23 protein-coding genes and 2 pseudogenes are annotated in these 20,150 nt (G+C 40.8%); 22 read left to right on the top strand and 3 right to left on the bottom strand.

Annotated features, from left to right (window positions below; translation table 11 throughout):
- Positions 1-134 precede the first annotated feature (134 nt).
- The 21 genes and pseudogenes from AC6EJC_RS19175 (at position 135) to AC6EJC_RS19075 (ending at position 15,416) form a co-directional block, all read left to right on the top strand.
- A complete protein-coding gene (locus AC6EJC_RS19175) occupies positions 135-1,400 on the top strand; it encodes a DNA modification methylase (RefSeq protein WP_444955331.1) in 1,266 nt (421 codons plus the stop codon).
- 20 nt (positions 1,401-1,420) lie between these two features.
- Positions 1,421-1,582: a hypothetical protein gene (locus AC6EJC_RS19170; RefSeq protein ID WP_444955330.1), complete on the top strand. Its 162-nt coding sequence runs from the start codon at positions 1,421-1,423 to the stop codon at positions 1,580-1,582.
- Positions 1,583-1,647: 65 nt separating this feature from the next.
- Positions 1,648-2,391: a transposase gene (locus tag AC6EJC_RS19165; protein WP_444955329.1), complete on the top strand. Its 744-nt coding sequence runs from the start codon at positions 1,648-1,650 to the stop codon at positions 2,389-2,391.
- 159 nt (positions 2,392-2,550) lie between these two features.
- Positions 2,551-3,396 carry a tyrosine-type recombinase/integrase gene (locus AC6EJC_RS19160; RefSeq protein WP_444955328.1) on the top strand — a complete coding sequence of 282 codons (846 nt, stop codon included), beginning with the start codon at positions 2,551-2,553 and terminating at the stop codon, positions 3,394-3,396.
- Between the two features lie 176 nt (positions 3,397-3,572).
- The gene (gene terL / locus AC6EJC_RS19155) at positions 3,573-5,123 is read left to right on the top strand and encodes a phage terminase large subunit (protein ID WP_498475224.1); all 1,551 of its coding nucleotides are present in this window, start codon (positions 3,573-3,575) and stop codon (positions 5,121-5,123) included.
- 128 nt (positions 5,124-5,251) lie between these two features.
- On the top strand, positions 5,252-5,524 hold the full coding sequence (locus tag AC6EJC_RS19150; protein WP_444955326.1) for a hypothetical protein: 273 nt from the start codon (positions 5,252-5,254) through the stop codon (positions 5,522-5,524).
- 49 nt (positions 5,525-5,573) lie between these two features.
- Positions 5,574-5,879: a hypothetical protein gene (locus AC6EJC_RS19145; protein ID WP_444955325.1), complete on the top strand. Its 306-nt coding sequence runs from the start codon at positions 5,574-5,576 to the stop codon at positions 5,877-5,879.
- A 174-nt stretch (positions 5,880-6,053) separates the two neighbouring features.
- Positions 6,054-6,287 carry a hypothetical protein gene (locus tag AC6EJC_RS19140; RefSeq protein WP_348621587.1) on the top strand — a complete coding sequence of 78 codons (234 nt, stop codon included), beginning with the start codon at positions 6,054-6,056 and terminating at the stop codon, positions 6,285-6,287.
- Between the two features lie 86 nt (positions 6,288-6,373).
- On the top strand, positions 6,374-7,054 hold the full coding sequence (locus AC6EJC_RS19135) for a hypothetical protein (RefSeq protein ID WP_444955324.1): 681 nt from the start codon (positions 6,374-6,376) through the stop codon (positions 7,052-7,054).
- A gap of 181 nt (positions 7,055-7,235) precedes the next feature.
- Positions 7,236-7,757, top strand: coding sequence for an SMI1/KNR4 family protein (locus AC6EJC_RS19130; protein ID WP_444955323.1), 522 nt, complete (start codon positions 7,236-7,238; stop codon positions 7,755-7,757).
- A gap of 141 nt (positions 7,758-7,898) precedes the next feature.
- Positions 7,899-9,206, top strand: a complete 1,308-nt coding sequence (locus AC6EJC_RS19125; RefSeq protein WP_444955322.1) for a phage portal protein — start codon at positions 7,899-7,901, stop codon at positions 9,204-9,206.
- Positions 9,175-9,330: pseudogene (locus AC6EJC_RS19120) on the top strand (hypothetical protein); the annotation flags it as partial. The gene AC6EJC_RS19125 and the pseudogene AC6EJC_RS19120, both read left to right, overlap by 32 nt.
- A 36-nt stretch (positions 9,331-9,366) precedes the next feature.
- Positions 9,367-9,588, top strand: a complete 222-nt coding sequence (locus AC6EJC_RS19115; protein ID WP_444955321.1) for a hypothetical protein — start codon at positions 9,367-9,369, stop codon at positions 9,586-9,588.
- Positions 9,589-9,980: 392 nt separating this feature from the next.
- Complete coding sequence (locus AC6EJC_RS19110) at positions 9,981-10,598, top strand: DUF4355 domain-containing protein (RefSeq protein ID WP_442436150.1); 618 nt, start codon at positions 9,981-9,983, stop codon at positions 10,596-10,598.
- A gap of 27 nt (positions 10,599-10,625) precedes the next feature.
- Positions 10,626-11,456, top strand: a complete 831-nt coding sequence (locus AC6EJC_RS19105; RefSeq protein ID WP_444955320.1) for a phage major capsid protein — start codon at positions 10,626-10,628, stop codon at positions 11,454-11,456.
- A 98-nt stretch (positions 11,457-11,554) separates the two neighbouring features.
- A complete protein-coding gene (locus AC6EJC_RS19100; RefSeq protein ID WP_192513228.1) occupies positions 11,555-11,773 on the top strand; it encodes a hypothetical protein in 219 nt (72 codons plus the stop codon).
- The gene (locus AC6EJC_RS19095; protein ID WP_444955319.1) at positions 11,766-12,077 is read left to right on the top strand and encodes a phage head-tail connector protein; all 312 of its coding nucleotides are present in this window, start codon (positions 11,766-11,768) and stop codon (positions 12,075-12,077) included. The genes AC6EJC_RS19100 and AC6EJC_RS19095 overlap by 8 nt, the downstream gene beginning before the upstream one ends.
- On the top strand, positions 12,077-12,367 hold the full coding sequence (locus tag AC6EJC_RS19090) for a hypothetical protein (protein WP_444955318.1): 291 nt from the start codon (positions 12,077-12,079) through the stop codon (positions 12,365-12,367). The genes AC6EJC_RS19095 and AC6EJC_RS19090 overlap by 1 nt, the downstream gene beginning before the upstream one ends.
- On the top strand, positions 12,364-13,515 hold the full coding sequence (locus tag AC6EJC_RS19085; protein WP_444955317.1) for an Ig-like domain-containing protein: 1,152 nt from the start codon (positions 12,364-12,366) through the stop codon (positions 13,513-13,515). The genes AC6EJC_RS19090 and AC6EJC_RS19085 overlap by 4 nt, the downstream gene beginning before the upstream one ends.
- Positions 13,516-13,577: 62 nt before the next feature.
- Entirely contained in the window at positions 13,578-13,703 is a 126-nt protein-coding gene (locus AC6EJC_RS19080) for an SHOCT domain-containing protein (RefSeq protein ID WP_268794278.1), read from the top strand.
- A 90-nt stretch (positions 13,704-13,793) separates the two neighbouring features.
- Positions 13,794-15,416 (top strand): recombinase family protein, encoded by a 1,623-nt coding sequence (locus AC6EJC_RS19075; protein ID WP_444955316.1) that lies wholly within the window; start codon positions 13,794-13,796, stop codon positions 15,414-15,416.
- Positions 15,417-15,445: 29 nt separating this feature from the next.
- On the opposite strand, the gene AC6EJC_RS19070 is transcribed toward AC6EJC_RS19075, so the two are convergent.
- The 3 genes from AC6EJC_RS19070 to AC6EJC_RS19060 all read right to left on the bottom strand — a co-directional run bounded on the left by AC6EJC_RS19070 (position 15,446) and on the right by AC6EJC_RS19060 (position 19,309).
- A complete protein-coding gene (locus tag AC6EJC_RS19070; protein WP_444955315.1) occupies positions 15,446-15,721 on the bottom strand; it encodes a hypothetical protein in 276 nt (91 codons plus the stop codon).
- A gap of 197 nt (positions 15,722-15,918) precedes the next feature.
- Positions 15,919-16,305 carry an immunity 22 family protein gene (locus tag AC6EJC_RS19065; RefSeq protein WP_444955314.1) on the bottom strand — a complete coding sequence of 129 codons (387 nt, stop codon included), beginning with the start codon at positions 16,303-16,305 and terminating at the stop codon, positions 15,919-15,921.
- A gap of 13 nt (positions 16,306-16,318) precedes the next feature.
- Positions 16,319-19,309 carry a contractile injection system protein, VgrG/Pvc8 family gene (locus AC6EJC_RS19060; protein ID WP_444955313.1) on the bottom strand — a complete coding sequence of 997 codons (2,991 nt, stop codon included), beginning with the start codon at positions 19,307-19,309 and terminating at the stop codon, positions 16,319-16,321.
- A 508-nt stretch (positions 19,310-19,817) separates the two neighbouring features.
- Here AC6EJC_RS19060 and AC6EJC_RS19055 point away from each other — a divergent pair.
- Positions 19,818-20,111 (top strand): annotated as a pseudogene (locus AC6EJC_RS19055) (N-6 DNA methylase); the annotation flags it as partial.
- Positions 20,112-20,150 lie beyond the last annotated feature (39 nt).

The following is a 20,150-nucleotide window of genomic DNA, read 5'->3' as shown; positions in this document are numbered from 1 at the left end:
AATATGAATGCTATTAATGTTACAAGCAATAAGTGTAGAAATATCACGAGTTGTCACAGCAGTTGTCGTGTTTTGCATCTGGATGTGGATTGCAGCCTTTTTAAAAATGAAGGTAGAAAGGGGGATCAAGTGGATTGGAAATCAAATTCATAAACGTAGAAACTTTAATTCCGTACATAAAAAACGCCAGAAATAATGAGAAAGCTGTAGATTATGTAGCAACAAGTATTCAGAGTTATGGTTTTAAAAATCCCATTCTGATTGACAGTAATCATGAAATCATAGCAGGTCATACTCGTTTGTTAGCAGCTAAGAAGCTTGGACTAAAGGAAGTACCAACTATATTAGTCGATGACTTAACACCAGAACAGGTCAAAGCTTTCAGAATAGCTGATAACAAAACGGCTGAGTATGCAGATTGGAATTTTGAATTGTTAGCGCAGGAACTAGAAGAATTAAAACTGGCTGATTATGATCTTTCTCTAACTGGATTTGATATGAGTGAGTGTGAGCGTCTATTGGATACATTGCATGAAGAATTAGTGGATGAGGAAGATGATTTTAATCTGGAAGAAGCATTACCTGAACATCCGATCACTCGTAAAGGTGACATTTGGCTACTTGGGAAGCATAGGCTAATCTGCGGTGACTCGACTAATCAGCAGGATATTACAACATTGATGGATGGTAAGAAGGCTCAGCTTATTGTAACTGATCCACCTTATAATGTGGATTATACAGGTAAGACGAAGGATGCATTGAAAATTGAAAACGATAAGATGGATGACGACCAATTTTATGATTTCCTATTGGCTGCCTATAATCAAATGTTTGAAGTAGCAGATGACGGGGCAAGTATTTATGTGTTCCATGCAGATAGCGAAGGTTTGAATTTTAGGAAGGCATTTATTGAAGCTGGATTCAAACTGGCACAATGCTGCATATGGGCTAAGCAAGCGATGGTAATGGGTAGACAAGATTATCACTGGATGCATGAACCCGTATTATATGGTTGGAAGCCGACAGGTGGACACTACTGGAACAGTGATCGTAAGCAAACAACTTTATGGCAATTTGATCGCCCCTTCCGAAATGAATATCATCCCACGATGAAGCCAATTTCCCTGATTAGTTACCCGATCAAGAATTCCAGTAAACTTGGTGATATCGTATTTGATCCATTTGGCGGTTCAGGTTCAACGTTGATTGCTTGCGAGGAAACGGATCGGATTTGCTTTACGAGTGAGCTTGACCCCAAATATGTAGATGTGATTGTAAAGCGGTATATTGCCCACGTTGGTAGCGATAGCGATGTATATTCGATTCGGGAAGGTAAGCGGTATGACTATCATGAAGTTGTTGCTGAGTCGGCAAGGTCAGAGGTATCATGTGCTGACTAAACCGAGAGGGTGATGGGGATATGGGCAAAACAAAAGTGAATATGATGATTCGGTTCCTAAAGGGTATGCAAGCCGAAAAGGTAAATGTGCTGGGAGCTGAGGAGGCTCGGGAGGACAATGAATTGATTCAGAAGGTGATTGAGGATATTGAATTGTTTTACGAAGCTGAGTTAGAAGGATAAGCTGATACATATGGGGAATGGTCGATAGTTGGCTGTTCCCTTTTTTTGTGCTGGAGGTGAGCAGAATGAGTAAGAACAATAACAATCCAAAAAGGAATAAACCAAAGATACTGACCAAGTATGATCAATTTGTTGTGCCAAGACTCAGGGATATTCCCGTTTGGGTACGTGAAGGAGCAACAGATGAAGAGATTGCTAAGCGACTGAACATTCATATTTGGACATTAGGCGATTATCGCAGAAAGCATCCGAAATTTGCTGAAGCATTGGAACGTCCAACCAAGTGGGAAACCCATGTATATCCTCGATTAGCGGAGATTCAACAATGGTTCGAAGAAGGCGTGAATGCGGAGGATATCATCAAGAAACTCGACATTGGTAAAACGACTTGGTACGAGTATATAGATAAACATCCGATGCTGGCTGAACTAGTCAAATGGAGCAAATCTGTCCCCATATCCCACGTAGAAAATTCACTTTTGAAAGCTGCTACAGGGTATGAATATGAAGAAATTAAAACCATCATTGAAGAGGACAAAAATGGAAAAAAGAAGACTCGTATTGAGAAAGTGAAACGATATCAGCCTCCCAATCCGACAGCGATGATTTTCTACTTAAAGAACCGTGCACCTAACGAGTGGAATGATCGGCGTGAGTTGGTGGTGAATACAAAAGCGTTAGAACAGGAACGAAAGCAGCTATTTTTGGATATGATTGAAGCCGATGTAGTGGATGCCGACTATGAAGCTATCGAGGAATCGGTCGAGATGGAGGAAGGATACATAGAGCCGGATGATTCGCAGCCATAACGTTATGTCGTCAGTATTTGTATAGATAAACGCCAGTTTCAGCCTTGAATTAGCCCCAAAATCGCCCAAACTCAGTGCATAAGATAAGTTATGTATGGAGTGGACTTTCCCTCGCATCAACGCTATGATGTGACACACAAGCGAAGGGTGGGGACGAATATGGACTATATTCAAGGGTTTGAAGCACATTTACGGAGCAAGGATCGAAGCAAGAACACAGTTTCGTGCTACATCCGGGACGTGTTGCAGTTTATAACCTGGTATCAAAGGAAAACGGAATATGGACTGGACAAGTGGATTGAATTGGATGGCGTGGAGTACAAGAAATATCTGCAAAGCACCAACCAAGCGATACTCACCATCAACCGCAAGATTGCCAGTATCAACGTATTTGCTCAGTGGATGCACCAACAAGGATATATTAAGGAAGAAATACATATCGAAGCGGTCAGAAACAAGATTGTTCGCCAATACAAAGGGTTAGCAGAAAAGGATTTGTGGAAGCTGCGGAATGAAATTCACCGTATGGGCAATCGGATGCATATCTGTATGATTGAATTGTTGCTGGGAACAGGAATACGGGTTAGCGAATTGGTTGGTATTAAGCTGAAAGATATTGAAATAAGCGAACGAAAAGGTTTATTGAAGGTGTTCGGCAAAGGAAACTCCTTCCGCACCATTCCATTAAATAAGGATGTGCGAAAAGCTATTACTCGGTATCTTGAAGTCAGACCACAGGTTAATTCGGAATATCTATGTATGGGGCAGCGTGGAGCATTAGAACGAAATGCGATAAATTTGATTCTGAACAAGTATGGGAATCGGATCAATGTGAAGATCACACCCCATATGCTGAGGCATACGCTTGGCTATAAGCTGGTAAAGACGACTCCATTGACGACCATCCAGCAAATCCTTGGACATGATCATGTAGCAACCACCAATATTTATACCCTAACGACACAGCAGGATATGGCTGATGCTTTGGCAAATATCGAGTGGTAAGCAGCCACTCTTTTTGTCGTGGATGGGAGGGGGCCTTCTATGTAGGTAAACGAGGCCGCCAGCAAAGGGTGCAGAAATTTTTGTGATGGTTTTATAGTAAATTTGAGAAAGGAGCTATACCGATTGAAACAATAAAGCAAGAAGAGCAACGACAAGCTGAGCTACTTAAGCAGTATATGGAGAAGCATTTTAAACCACTGAAAATGAAACAACTAATTGAAACATTCTCTTTTTCTGAACTTCGCAAGCTAATCGGTGAGATGGACATTGAGTTTTTCGCTTTAGCCTATTTCCCTAAATATTTTGATCGAGCGTTTGGACAGTTTCACAAAGAGTTATTTTCGGAATTAAGACATATGCTTGCAAATACAGGACTGATTACAGCTTTTGGACTCCCAAGGGAGCATGGAAAGTCAACGATCAGTTCTTTTTTAGTTCCGCTGTATGCGACTTTATATGATAAATCACAGTTTACACTGATCATATCTGCCACAGAACAGATTGCGCTTCCGTTCCTCGATATGATCAAAGATGAGTTAGAAACGAATACGATGTTGATTGAGGATTTTGGGATTCGTAAAGGGAGCCGTTGGAACAACAATGAAATATGGCTGAAGAGTAAAGGTGGACTAGATTCTTGCATTATGATTCGTGGCATCGACGGTAGCTTGAGAGGTATCCATTACAAGCATCATCGTCCTACGCTGGTATTGATGGATGATTTGCTCAAAGAGGATACGGCTCGATCTGAAGCAAAACGAGAACAGATTAAAAATACATTTACAGATGTCATTCTACCTATTGGCACAAGGGATACGAATATTCTAATCTGTGGAACCATTCTAAACGAAGAGGATATTATGGCCGATTTGCTCAAAGGTAAAATACCAGGTGTGCGAAGTGTCCGTAAAGCAGCCGTGCTTCAATTTTCAGAACGAGATGATCTATGGTCAGAGTGGGAACGAATGTATAATAACTTGCAAGACGGGGACAGGATCAATACTGCCTTGTCTTTTTTTATGGCGAATGAGGAGGAAATGCTGGAGGGTACGAAAATCCTATGGAACGAGTATTTGGACTATTATTATTTGATGTGCAAAAAGCAAGCGATGGGTGAAAAGAGTTTCTATAAAGAGTTACAAAATGATCCGCGCTCGACCGATGAGTACATATTTCAGAATCTCATGTATTGGGAAAGGTTGCCTGAGTTTGAGGATATGGAAATGGCGATGTATATTGATCCAGCCATTAAGGCTGGAAAGAAGAATGACTATTCGGCCATTTCGATTATTGGACAGCATCGCAAAACAAAGCAGATGTATGTGATCGATGGCAATATCTATAAACTGTTGCCGGATGATTTGTTTCAAGTAGCCATTGAAAAATTGAAGCTTTACCCTGTAGATAAGCTGGGTTTTGAAGTGAATCAGGCACAAAGCTATATGAAGCAAAAGTTTGAAGAAGAGTTATGGAAAGCGAAGATACATACGCCCGTGGAAAGTGTGCATTCCAGAGGGCAGAAGCATGAACGTATTATTAGCTTGGAGCCGGAAGTGAAGAAGGGTCATATTCTGTTCAATGCAGATAACATCAGATATAATAACCAGATAAAAGATTATAACCGAAACTGCCAATATGATGATGCACCAGATAGTTTATATGGGGCTGTTCAATTGATTCAGTCGGTCAAGAGTCTGAAGTTTTATGATCGAAGTTTGTTATTTTGAGGGTTTTGCTAAAACACAAATCTTATTTTATCCAATCTCGTTAAGTCAATGGACAGGATACAGCAGGAAAATGTCGAATCACTAATTATGACCGCATTTGCTTTTGTAACTCTAAGGGGTGTATTAAATTGGAAAGAAAATGGTTAGCATATCGAATCTTCCCTGAACCATTAGGAACCACTTATCAGGATTATGACTTAACGAATAGAGCTGACGTTGAAAAGTTATTTGATTACTGTCAAATATTGGAGGCTATGATTTCAAGACAGGGTTGGCAATTTTTAATAAATCATTTGATTGTGAAAGCCTTGAAGAATTTATTTTTGAAGTTGAATCTCATATTGATTCGTTACCTATTTAAGCTCCCTCGAAGTAGCAAAAGGCAGCTATGGCAGACATGAGTAAGGTGAAACTATGTACGACTATATAAGTATCCATTCGGACAAGTACATGTCCAAAATTAAATCGGAGGTTGTTGAGCAATTCTTAACCTCTGTTTTGGGATTCACAAAAGTTAGTCACCTAACATTTCATAAAGAAGTCGATGGGGAGATTGTTAAAGTAACTGGTATTCTTGCTAATCCAGATGGGAGCTATGCTTTCGACACGCTTGATGGTACTGAAGAAGTAAATTTAATTGAAATTGATGTACCAATATACACTGATGACATCTTAGAACTAATATTATCTAGCATTGCAACTTCGATTACGAAAGAATTTTCGTGGATAATTGACGACGACCATGGATTGAACTAACGGGCAGAATAGTTAAGGTTGTGGCAACCATACAAGCTGATAACTGTAATCAAGACAATAACAGTTACAGCACTCATGATGCCTAAATTTCTTGAACTTTTTAGACATGTGGATCGTATGTATCATGATACATAAAGAAACATTATAGGAATCCTTTTGAAGGAGAGATTTTTATTGAAAAAGGGCTTAAAGTGGACGCTGTGGATCGTATTGTTGTTGATATTAGGTGGTATTGTTTTAAACTTCTATTTGAATTATTTTACATTCGCCTATGCTTTAATGAGTGTGCTCCTGCTTGTATTCTCAGGTTGGGGAGCTGTAGCCAAATTAAAGAACGACGTACATGAATATAAGAACCAACTGAGAAGAGAGTCGGATATAGATGATATTGAGCGATACACCAGATAGCGTCCAGACTGCGAGCTTAATTTTTTATAATACATATTGGTAAATGCAGGATAGAATTAAACATTATAAAATATGGAGGTCGGAGTATGGAGATTCACAAGAAGAGATTGCTTATTATGGCAGGATGTATTGCTCTATCTATAACGTTAACCAGTTGCGGAGAATCAGCCAAAGAAAACAAAGAGAGCGATAATGACGGAGAGACAATAAGCACGGTTGAATCAACTCCTATGGACGAAGCTGCAACGGATACAGAAAGCGGCAAGGTTACTGAGCCAGTTAAAGATAAAGGCACCACTAAAGAACCCCTGATCACCAAGGCAGGAGGACTTGGTGATACGAAGGAAACTATCGAACATCTCCGCGGGGCAGATGAGAATGGGCAAGATGCTGGCATTAGCTCTTATCAGAACAATAGTTTTCTGGCTATTTATGCCGAAGATGACGTTACAAAGAAAGACACGGCTTTGAATGTAACCCTGTCATTTGAAGCTACGGATACGCCAAGGCGCTCTGTAAAGGAAGCTATACGCGAGGCTTCTTCTGTAATTCCAAGTGACGCTGTTAAGGTCAAGGAGTATAAGGTAGACGAGGGGCGAGATGTTATCCAGTACGAGAGTAAGCTCCTTTCAGAACGGTTGAAGGGTTGGTATGAACTTGATGCAGCGAATAGTCCAGAATTTATGCCAGGCACCTTTATCGTCATACTGAAGCACGATGAAGAGGGAGTTTTCTCAGTCGTGGTTGGTGCTGGTAATAATCCGTAAATAAGCTCAACTAGTAACTATAAATGCACCCGTGGAAAGTGTGCATTCCAAGGGGCAGACGCATTATTAGTCTGGAGCCGGAGGTTAAGAAGGGCATATTTAGTTTAATTCATCAAAAATTTAATGCAATAACTAAAGAAAGGATTATTTTATATCTATTGAATAGCTGGAGGATTATGAAATGATGCATCAAGCTGAGTCACTATGGCAGCGTATTATTGAAAAAGGGATTAGCAAGGAAGCGGATTTTGAAAAGAAATTGAATCTACAAGTCGGTGCAAGAGATGAAGATTTCCAGATACTCGAAAGTACGCTTGGCATCAAGCTTCCCGAAGAAATGAAAAATTTTTATAGGGTATATAATGGGCAAGATTGGAAGGTGGGAGTTAGTTCTTTCGTAAGAAATTTAACACTTTCCCCTATTGCTCAAATTATTGATAACTGGAAGTTTATTCAGGAAGAATTTGATCCAGACGATTTGGAATTGGATGCCGATAATGAAATCAGGCCTTGTCTTTGGAATCCTAAATGGGTACCAATTGCAGAGAACGGTGGTGGGGACTATCTCTGTCTTGATACAGATCCATCCGAAGCGGGAGTTGTAGGGCAAGTATTATACTTTTGGCACGACTGGGGAAACCGTTCTGTAGAAGGGAACAACCTATATGAATTCATTGAAATTTGTCTGAAAGAAGAAGATTGAATAAATTATGAGCGTAAATTAGAATTTAAACTTCTTAGCAGAATAGTTAACTAAGGAACTGCCTTTTTAAAGGGCAGTTTTTTGATATGTGTAAAAATTAGTGGAATGTATGACATTGTTATTTTGAAAGGATTCGATGAGATGCAAATTACCGAACAAATCATATTAGATTGTCTAAATGAACTCCAATCGACTGCACTAGCCAAACAGAAATACTCAGACTACTACAATGGTCAGCATGCTATTCTCAAGAACTATGCGATGCAAGAAAGCCGAAGCAATCAAAAGCTTAACTTCAATTTCCCACGTAAATTTGTAGATAACGAAGTCGGCTATCTGCTCGGTAAACCAGTAAACTATGTGTCCAAGTCAGATCAGGATGAAGTCATACATAATATCGATATACATATGAGTCATTGGGACAAAGAGCACAATCTACAGCTTCGGAAACAATCCGAAATCTTTGGTGAGAGTTTTGAATTGAACTATATTGATTCGGATGGCCAGTTTTCAGCGACAGTATTGTCTCCTTTGAATGCGTATGTGTTGGAGGACGGAACAGCAGAACGAAATGTATTACTAGGACTACATAAATTTACGAGAAGGTTTGATAAACAAGTGTATCTGGACGTGTATACTGATCATGAAATTCTACACTATACAATCGGCAACGATAGTAAACTCATTCAAATGAAACAAAACCAATCATACGAACCGAAATATATCGGCAAACATAATCACATCTTTGGAAGAGTCCCACTTATCTCCTGTCCAGCTAATGCAGAGAGAAAAAGCGGATTCCAGGATGTGATTTCTTTATTTGATGCTTATAATGCGTTGAATTCAGATTTGGTCAATGAAATTGCAGATCATCGCAATGCCTATCTCGTGATCGAGAATGCCAAATTGGAAGCGGAAGACTTGTTGAATATGAAGAAGATGGGCATTATTCAAGTTCCGGCTGGTGGAAAGGTAAGTTGGCTTACGAAGGAGATTAACGATTCCTTTGTGAAAAACGAGTTGGATAACATTGAACGCAAAATCTTCGATATGATGGATCAGGTCAACTTTAATGAAAACTGGGCCAGCAATACATCTTCCTTAGCTCTGAGAAACAAGCTGCTGAATTTGGAGAATCGAGTGGCGATGCGTGAAGCCTTAATGGAAAAGGCAATCAAGCAGCGTTTACGGAATTTCTTTACCTACCTGCACATTAAAGAAGGTGTCCAATATGATTACCGGGATATCGCCGTAAAATTCACTCGTAACTTGCCGACAGACTTGGTTGGGATGGCTGATGTGATCGTTAAATTGCAGCAAGTAGTATCTCAGGAAACGTTGCTGACACTATTACCATTTGTGGAGAATCCGAAGCTGGAATTCAATAAATTTCATTCGGAGCAGCAACGATTAGCAGATGCGAGTAAGGAGAAATCGAATGCAGAATAAAAATGGTATCAAGCGGCTCGTTAAGAATAGCTGTGCTGGTTATCTTGGAGCAAAGCACGGTATCCCAAACTATTGCTGCTTACAAGATGGCCCATGTGTATTTTTCGCTCAAGATGATGGTCTGCCCCGTTGTACATATTTTGAAAATGGAGTGCTACCAATGGACGAGAAATTGGAGCGAGAATATAAGTCTGAACGTAATGTAGAGACTGAGCCTAAGACAGCGAAGCCGAGGGTGAACTGTACACGTTGTGGAGGAACATTTTCGGCAAATTCGAATCGGCAGAAATATTGTGAGAAATGCAGAGATAAGAATGCGAACGAAAAGTCGAAGTTACGGATGCGCCAGATGAGAAAAAGCAGGCTCGATGTTACGCTTTAGGCTATCCAAAAGCCATATAAACTAAGGGTGAAAAAAATCGTAAATGGTGAGGGAGTATGTTTGTACTATTTCTCATTTTTGCGGTTTCTAATGCGTAACATCATTGTATCGGATATGACGTTAAACGAATTCAACATACATATGCGTGTTCGAAAGCTCGAACCTATACAGACTTACGGTGTTACGCTTTAGGCTATCAAAAATCCTAATGAAATAAGGGTTAAAAATACCCAAAAGTGGGGAGTCGGTATGTTTGTACCTTTTCCTCGTTTTTGTGATTTCAAAAGCGTAACATCCCTGTCCTGAGCATGACATTAAACGGCTCAATTAATACATACATATGTGTGTTTGGTTCTGTGGAGTCGAATGGACAATAAAGGAGATTAACGAAAATGAATTTAGAACAAGTAAAGCAGTTGATTGAGGAAAACCAAACAAACGAGGAATGGCAATCGTATCTTCGGGGATTGAATCCGTATAGCGTAGAAGGGATAGAGCAATACATTCAATCTAATCATGATGCAAGAAGTTGGTTCGATAGCACGGTGGACAAACGATCCGCTAAATCGCTGGAAACGTGGAAATCCAATCATTTGGAAAGTGCAGTGGATGCTGAGATCAAGAAGCGATTCCCGGCTAAGGATGAGAAAGAAATCGAAGTTGAGAAGCTACGAGCCGAAGTGGAAAATATGAAGCTAGAGAAGCAACGTGAACGCTTAACCAGCCAAGCGATCAAAATAGCATCCGAAAAGAAACTTCCACTCCCGTTAGTGGATTATTTTATTGGTGCAGATGAAGAAGTGACAACAGCAAATTTGACTATGTTAGAACAATCGCTGCAAGTGGCTGTACAACAGCAAGTGGAGCAACGGCTTAAAGGGGAAGGATATACCCCTCCGGCTAGTTTAACGAATAGCACATTTACATTAGAAGCGATTAAAGGCATGTCACCAAACGAGATCAATCAGCATTGGGATCAAGTCAAGCAAGCATTACAAAACAAACAATAATAAACGAAAAGGATAGGGTGAATAGATATGTCAGTACAGAATTTTATTCCTACAATTTGGAGCGCACGTTTAAATGAAAGCTTGAAGAAGAATCTGGTGTATGGGGAAGTGGTCAACACCGATTACGAAGGGGAAATTCAAGGTCAAGGTTCCACCGTGAAAATCAATTCGATTGGGGCAATAACGATTGGCAATTATGACAAGGTAGCTGGAATCGGGAATCCACAGGAACTAGATGCTATGCAAAAAACGTTGGTGATCGATCAGGCGAAGTATTTTAATTTTCAGGTGGATGATGTCGATGCTGCTCAAGCGAATGTAAATCTACTGGATGGTGGAATCGTGGAAGCTTCCTATGGACTCGCCAATGTAGTGGATCAGTATCTTGCTGGATTCTACACAGAGGTTAAAGCTGAGAATACAATTGGTAACGATACAACGCCTATAATTCCAACCAAAGATACAGCCTATGATTTACTGATTGATTTAGGCGTACTATTGGACGAAAATAATGTGCCGGAAAGCGAACGATTTGTGGTGGTTCCTGCATGGTACTATGGCTTGCTTTTGAAGGATGCTCGTTTCACCAAAGACCCGAACATTATCCGTACAGGCTATGTGGGAGATATTGATGGTATGACCGTTTATAAATCCAACAATGTGCCGAATACCACAGGAGCCAAGTATAAAATCATCGCAGGTCATAAGAGTGCGATTTCGTTTGCCGGGCAAGTGGATTCGGTGGAAGCCTTCAGACCAGAGAAACAATTTTCAGATGCAGTGAAAGGATTGCAGGTATTCGGAGCTAAATGTATCAAGCCGGAAGCTCTCGCTGTACTCACAGCCAATAAGTCTTAATTGAAAATAGAATGATATGAGAACACATTATAATAGTAGAAACACGTTCGGGGTGTCCGTTTTGGATGCCCTTATTTTTAATTTTGGAGGGTGATAAGATGTGGTTTTTGAATCAAGAGACAGGCTGCACATGGGAAGTAACGGATCAGGAGCTGCTGCTGCGTTTACAGGTTAATGATCATTATGAGCAAGTGGATGAGCCTAAACCAGATGAGACTGAGCAAGATTTACCCCAAACGAAAGTTCAAACTGTCAAGAATATGAAGCGTACCGAGAAGGCACAGGTAAAGGAGGAACAGGAGACAGTACATGAGTGAGCTAATGAATTTGATGAAGCGATTATTGAGTATGGAATCAACAGACATATCCAAGGATGATATCCTGATCCACTATTTGAATAAAGCGAGGAGTAATATTTTTGGCTATTGTAATGTGGTAACACTGCCTGTGGAATACGATCATGTCATGGTTGATTATGCCGCATATCTCTATAAGAATAGGGATTCGGTCGGGCTTATGAATAAGCAGGAAGGTGAACGCTCAGCCACATACGAAACAGGCATTCCAGTAAGTATTCGACTTGCTCTTCCTCTACCTAAAATCAAGGTAGGGACAGATTAATGTTCTATAATACGAAGCTGGAAATTTTAGATGCTACTCATTTCAACCCTGTTCTGTCAGTGATGGCAGATGTACAACCTTATCGTAAAAATTTTTCATTCGAAGATGGTTACATACTAGAGACGACATGTCGAGCTTTTTGTCCACTGGAATCCTTATTGCAATTAAACGGCTATGTTCAAATCAGCAAGGATGTCTTTATTATTTTAGACATGAAGGAATGGAGCGATTATATGGAGTTGTATCTGTATCGCTGTAAGCCGGATTTTGCATTGGAGGTGAAGGAATGACAAGGAGTATAGAGCCGATGATGGATTTCTTTCTGCGAGAGAAAGGCGAACTTGTGTATATCAATAGTGTAAAGCAGCTTGCTCTAATTCGGGATGCGACAGATCATATTCAAATGACCGATGAAAAAATTATTCGAGCAGCAACACCTTTACATACAGGTGATATTGTGAACTATCGCTATGAACGATATTTAATTACCAGTCAGGTGGATCGAAATGAACAGTCGTGTCGAGGCAGAATGAAAAAGTGTAATCAACGGCTAGCTTTAAACTGGAATGGACAGGTGAAATGGATTGATGCTGTGGTGGAAGGCAGAACGTTTTCAACGGAAACAGGTAAAGTTATCTCCATGCCAGAGGGCAACATCCTGGTTATCGTACAGGACAATGCAGATACGAGGAGCATTACATTAAGCCAACGATTTTATATGACTCATCAGCCGTTTAAAATAGTTGGAATGGATCGTACGATGAATGGCATCATCCAGTTAAGCTGCACATTGGATAGCATAAATACAGCTTACGATGACGTGGAAAATAACATTGCAGACAGATGGAAGTACGAGATTTCCCATACATATGCATTACATATTCATCAGGGAACGATAGCTCATGTACCTCTAAACGAAACGTTATATTTGATTGTGAGTGCTACGGATAATGGAAATGAGATAGCGAATCCGGCGATTACCTATATATCCAGTGATCCGAATGTGATTAGTGTAGATCAGCAAGGTCGGGTTATGGGCATCGCTTTGGGCCAAGCAAGTATCACCGTAAAATTAACATATCACTCTACGATACTGAGTACGATTGAAATGAGAGTCGTCGAAACGGGAACGCATATCTATTCGATAGCCATTACTGGTAATCCCATCCTCAAAACAGGCCAAAGCGCCTCATACGTCAGTCATATCTATGATCATGGAACGGAAGTGTTTGACCAGTCTGTGGAGTGGAGCCTACGAAATCAAGATGATTCAACTCCGATAATGGGAAGCATAACAGCCAGCACAGGAAATAGTGTTACCATAAAAGCAGGAAGCAGTAGCGGGGCGAACAATAAAGCCCTTGCGCTGACTGCAACCTTAGTAAGTGATCCTAGTATTACTAGAGAAAAGACCATTAGCCTTAAGAATTTATTCTAAGTTTTATATCTATCGGCTTGCCTTTGTGGTGAGCCACTTTTATTTCAAAGGAGCACATACATATGCAACGAAAATCCATCGACTACTTGCTCAGTCTGAGTCTATTGAAGCAATTGAGATCACAAAATGTCATTACAGAAGAAGAATTTATAGCGATTGATGAGCTTAATAAAAAGTCTTTCAAGTAGCTATCACATGGACAGAAATGGACTTGATGATGTACCGCACGCATTATAACATGTGACCGTATAAAGAAAATATCGAAAGGAGAAACGTCTATGGCACAAGCCGCAACCGCAAAAAAAGTCGTGATCGTTCCCATTAAAACGATGGACATCGTAGAGGGAATCCAATCTATTCAAAAGAAGAAAGTCGCCGCCTATTGCCGAGTTAGTACCGATTCCGAGGAGCAAAAGGAGAGCTATACCAATCAGGTGAATCACTATACTCAATACATTCAAAACAACTTAGAATGGGAAATGGCTGATATTTACGCCGATGAAGGCATCAGTGGAACCAACACCAAAAATAGAACGCGTTTTAATCGGATGATACAGGATGCTCGAAACGGTAAACTGGATCTGATTCTGGTCAAGTCGATTTCGAGATTTGCTAGGAATACACTGGATTTATTGAAATATGTACGGGAACTTAAAAGCCTTGGAGTGGCTGTATTCTTTGAACGGGAGAATATTAATACACTGGATACCACAGGTGAAGTATTGCTGACCATCCTGAGTTCCCTTGCCCAAGACGAGAGTCGAAACATTTCTGAAAACAGTCGATGGGGCATATTACGAGGCTTCCAAAACGGCAAAGTCTTCTGCAACACCACTCGCTTCCTCGGCTATGATAAGGATGAACATGGTGAATTGGTGATTAACGAGCCAGAAGCAGAGATTGTGCGGCGCATATATGAGGAGTATCTAGACGGAAAAAGCTATCAGGCGATAGCCAGAGGCTTGATGCGAGATCACATTAAAACAGTCACGGGTGGCGATACGTGGTGGGATTCCTCCATTACCTTAATTCTGACCAATGAGAAATATTACGGAGCCTTGCTTCAGCAAAAGACGGTAACCGTTGATTTTCTAACCCATAAACGGATCAAGAATAAGGGACAAGAGCAGCAATATTTTATAGAGGATAACCACGAACCGATTGTATCCAAAGAAATATTTGAAGCGGTGCAAAAAGAGAAGAAACGGAGAGCCAAGCTGAAAGGGAGTGTGATGGGGGAGAGTAAAAGATACTCCAGCAAATATGCACTGAGCAGTAAAGTATATTGTGGATGCTGTGGAGCCATTTTTAAACGCCGAACCTGGAACAGCAATAACCCATCGAAAAAAGTCGTATGGCAATGCAAAACGTATGTTAATGAAGGTAAAGCAGCCTGTGATGCCAAATCAGTTGATGAACAAGTTTTACATTCCGCGTTTGTACGATTGTTCAATCGGATGTATGAGAACAAGAAAGGATTCATACGAATGTTGAAAGGGAATATTGAATCGGTACTTTCCAGCAAAGTAGAGCAAAAATCGTTATTAGACATCGAAGGACAGATGCAACAATTGAAATCCGACTTGAAGGAATTAGTGAATCTCAAGCTACGGAATCAGATAGATGAGAGTGTATATGATGAAGAAACGAACAGGCTTTCCAGCGAGCTCAATGGGCTAAGGCAACAGATGCTGCTATTAAAGGAGGAAGAGGATCAGAAGGAAAAAATCAAGGAGCGAGTCGATGAGATTATTCAACTTTTAAACTTGCGGCAAGATATACTGGAACAATTTGATGATAACCTATTCAATGCGTTGGTGGAGAAGATAACCATTCTCTCACCAGCGCATTTTGTTTTTACCTTGAAGAGTGGAATGAGCATAGATGAAATACTGGACTAAAAAAATCATGGGCTTATGCGATAAATAGACTAACGATGTATGACGGGGAGAATCAATCGAATCCCGTCTTTTACTCCTTCCATATAGATGGATTGTTTGTCCTGACTTAATTGATAGCCTATTGCTTCTTCCCATTCGGATAACAGACGTTGGATATCCTCGTTTTGGTTGGTTTTAAATTGATCCATTTGAGTGAATAGATTTTTGTCCTCTGGTGGGCATGAAACTTGTTGCTCACTGGCGAGTTCTAACTGATAAAATCGTTGGCGTAATGCTTCGAGAAACCAATCTGGCCAAATTGACATAGTTTATTTTCCCTCCCGTTTGTTGAAGTGTGTGTATGTTAACTCTGATGGGGAGGGATGGCAAGTCATTATTTTTGTGTAAAAAAGCTCATTCCTAACTCATGGTTCAAATTGGAATAAGCTTTTGAAAGGTTTATTCAGATAGCTAAATTGTTTCATACTTGGTTTATTGTTGTGTAACACACCCTATTTTGTAACTACTTATATTCTACTGTGCCAAGATATTTTAGAAAATTCGAGTCATTTTCAACCTCTTCTCTATTCCCGGTATACTTAAAATTGTAAAGCAATATTACTGCATTAAAATTATTTAATAATTTCCCTTGCAGCAATGCATTAAATTCTGGAATTATTTTATCATCATACGAAAAACCTTCAAGCAAGCTGATCAGATCATTGCTCGATTCTTCATAATATTCAGCTTCCCTAACAGCATCATCATACCTATCAATTTCAAAATATCTAGCAAATATTGATGGAATAAAATCACCCTCATCTGTATAAGAAGTTGCTAACAACCTCTCCAATTCTTCGCATGTATCAACATTTCCCATCCAAAGTGATACGAAGCCCTCTTTTTCCATATTCTAACCTCCATTAAGGCTTAAGACCCTCTGGCAGAGCATCTACTCCACCGTCAAATCTATAATTCGCCCAGTTTTGTAATCTTCTTTTAAACATATCATAATCGGTAGACGAATCAATAATTTCTAATAATTCATTATGTGCTTTGGTAGAGCCTTTCCCTCCATGTTTACCTGTAGGGTTTACAAATTTAGTCTCACTGATAAGCGTTCGCATCTCCGCAATTTGCTCGCTTGTTACTCCCCATCTTTTGAAGACATCTGCTCTGGATACCAAATGCCATTCATGTAATTTGCCAGGATGTCTGAGTCGGTCTTTTATGGTATCTCTTAGTTTAGGGTCTGCCCATACTTTGTCAAATTCATCGGGAGTCAAAGAATTGAACCATTTATTAAACTCGCCGTTTCTAACTGACGGTACAGAATCAAGAACATTTCTCGTCCCCTCAGTTTTAGTTAGGCTCGATTTCGGCTCATTCGTTGGCTTCAAGGGTTTTGGTTCTGGAACATCTTTGGAATTATGATGTGTCCCTTTTCCACCTTTTATTTTTCCCTTACCCAGAAGAGAGCTAATTAGCATCCCAGCTAATGTCTCACCCTCCATGTAACTTTGGCCCTTCTCTAACATCCGTTTATCGTCTTCTTTTAAACCTTTGAGATACTCTTCTCTGGCATTTTCCTGATCCAAAACATAATTTTTAGCAAATACCAAATCTCCCTTTGCCTCTTCATATTGACCCGACACTATAGTACTTATAGTATCCACAGGATGCTCGATAAGAGCATCTTTTAACTGTTTCAAGCCTTCAACGTTCGCTTGAACTGTTTCCTCCATGCCCTGGAAAAAGAGTGTGGTTTCCTCGCCAAAGCTTTTTTTAGGGGGTTCGGGACGATTAGCTTCCCAGTCACGAATACTTTGCGCATACTTTCTTGCTCTCTGTAATTTTTCTTCTTCTGGGGAAAGCGGCTTAGGAGGAGGTTGTTGCTTCATATAATCCCTAATCCATTTTTCACGAACACTTTTAGGAACCTGCTGATACGCATGAACCATCATCTTAGACTCTTTCAGCAAGTTTTGAACCAGCTCCAATGTTCCACCGGAATGAGCCACATGACGAGCACTTGTATACACTTTCCCCAAAATCCACTTGTTATAATAGGCTTCCTGAGCTCGCTCATACTCGTATTGACTGACCAGTCCCTGCATTGTTAAACCAGCCAAGTATTTTAACGGATGAATTCTGGTTCCCTTACCGCCTCCCCCAACCGTAGGTGTTCCTTTACTTCGAACAGGAATGGCTGCAGTTGCTTTCAGAATGACACCCGCCGCAGGCCCACTTAGTGCTCCTATAACAGCACCAGCCACTTTTCCCATCACCGGAATGGAGCCTAAAAGCTTAGACACCGTACCCATCAAAGCTTTGGCCTGTTGAAGCGCTGCTGGGGTCGTAACTTTTGCTTTAGGGGTAGGGGCTTGGCTACTGGATGAATCCTTTGTCGCTGATTGGGCTGCTTCATAGGCTTTTATACTCATCAATGGCGGCTCCGGTACAGGAGGGAGGTCAGCCACGAAAACAGGAGCTTTCACCGTACCTTCCTGATAAATTACTGGAGCGTGGGTATCCGTCTCACCATCCAGTACCATGCTGCTGGCTCCGCCTTTCAGATATAGCGCCGTTCCAGCTTCCAGCGACAGTTCCTCACCTGCACCCAGCTTCACATGACCACCCTGAATCTGTACATCCCCCGGACTGTTGATGGTGATGCCGCTACTTTCATGCAGTGTAATGGAAAATTCACCGGAGGTGGATAGGGTCAGTTCATGTTCAGACATTTCTACGCCGCTACCTTGCACATGTTGCCATACCTTCACATTTGGCTGTCCATTTGCGTGACGTTGTTGTCGGAGCGAATCCGTCACATAGGCATCCTGTTCACGGTGTGTAGGCAAATACAGTTCCACTTGTTCCCCGATTTCAGGCATATCGTACCAGCCACTATGTTCTTCAGCTACATATCGAGTCGCTACAGGAAACCAGCAGGCTTTGGCAGGATCTTGCTTTGGGTCGATGTCCAGTTGAAGCTGGACGAAATCCTGCTGTGCCTTCAGTACCGTTCCTGTCAGTGAAATCCCGGTAGCCTGATCGTTTTCATAACGAGCATAGCGGATATCCTGTTCGGCTTGAAGATCATAACGGGTACGCAGTAAGCCATCTGCTAACGTTGTCACTGCCCGAACCACGACCAGTTCTTTGCCTTGTCCAATCGGTAACGTGATGAGATCACCCAGCGCATAGTATTGCAGGCTTTCAATCATATAGGTGACATACGAGCTAGCACGTTCTCTTGGCTTTTCTGCATCCAACTCATGAAACGTTTTTCGTACTCGATAAAATACATCCCGCTCCACCTTATGCTGCTTGCCTTCTGGCATCCCAAAGAAAACCTTGGGCGAGGCTGCAGTTACCTCTGGCACAAGTACGGAACCAAAGCGAGAGGCGAGACGCTTTAAAAACGCCCAATCAGTCTCATCATATTGTAAAACAAATGTCTCCAGTTTGGCATAGTTGCTTACGGTATCAATGGCATCTCCGTACTGATATTTTCGAACCAGCGCAGTGACCAGATCATCATAGGTACGGTGAATATCTTGATAGGAGCGTCTTTTTACCTTGATATCCATCTGGTATGAATGGGAAGCCGCCTCCAGTTCAAAGGTATATACTCCACGTGTGCAATTCACAGACATTTGCGTAACGATCCCGTGGAACAGTCTTCTTAGCGATTGTCCTTGATCATCCAACTGACGAATCACAATCGGCTCTTGCTCCATATTTTGTCCGATGCATGCGGCTCCCTGTTCTTCGGAGAGCATACCACTAATATGTAAAAAAGTATGATCATTAATGGTACGTGTTATTTGAAGTTGATCGATGTGTTGCGGCTGAAAGGGACCATAAAAGCGTAGGCTTTCATATCCGATTCCATCTGATAATATGCTCAAGTGAGTTCATGTCTCCTTTCCAGATTTGATGGCTGATTACAAAAGTAAAGTGCAGCATTTTTAATTCGAGTCTGACGAATAGAAGAAATGGATGAATACAACTTTGAGTCAAGACCCATATGTATCACTGAGTTTGTTGGGTATAAAGTTACGAGATGTGATATTTAAATAACAGTCCAGCATATGTATTTATCGGTTAAAAGAGAGATTTAGTTTACAGAATGACCCATTGGTTGGGGTATTTACTATGTGTAATACTGGAAGCTGGAGGTGTGAGAGGGAAGGAAGCTGGTAGTAATTTTGAGCAATTGCTTTTCAAAGTGAGGAACGGGGCTGATTTCATCGTGATTATGGATTCGGGTAAAAAAGGGGGTGTTGTGTGAAGGAGCGGCTTTTGATAGTATAGGTAATATATATAATAAAAGTTAATATATACCTTTTGTCGTCTCGACACATGTGGAGTGTTGTTCACTATTGGTCAGAAAAGACTAATAGTTGAGGTGTATTGGCGTTTGAAAAAGGTAAAAATCAAAACAAACTTACTGATAAAAACATCAATAAGATTATCGAAACGTACCGAAATCGTGTAGATGTTGATAAATATGCTCACGTGGCATCACTTGAAGAAATCAAAGAAAACGAGTTTAACTTAAATATTCCTCGCTACGTGGATACGTTTGAAGAAGAGCAAGTTATTGACCTTGATGAAGTAAATAAGCTACTAGAGCAAGATAAACAAGAAATCGCTGAACTTGAAGCCAAAATCAATGAACAGCTGAAAATTTTGTATATTAATGTGTAGAAATTGACGAAAAGGGTCAAGGATATTACTCCTCGGCTC

It is taken from the genome of Paenibacillus sp. TY11, assembly GCF_059772165.1.
The sequence above is the reverse complement of the archived record's forward strand: the minus strand, read 5'-3'. Positions and strand labels throughout refer to the sequence as shown.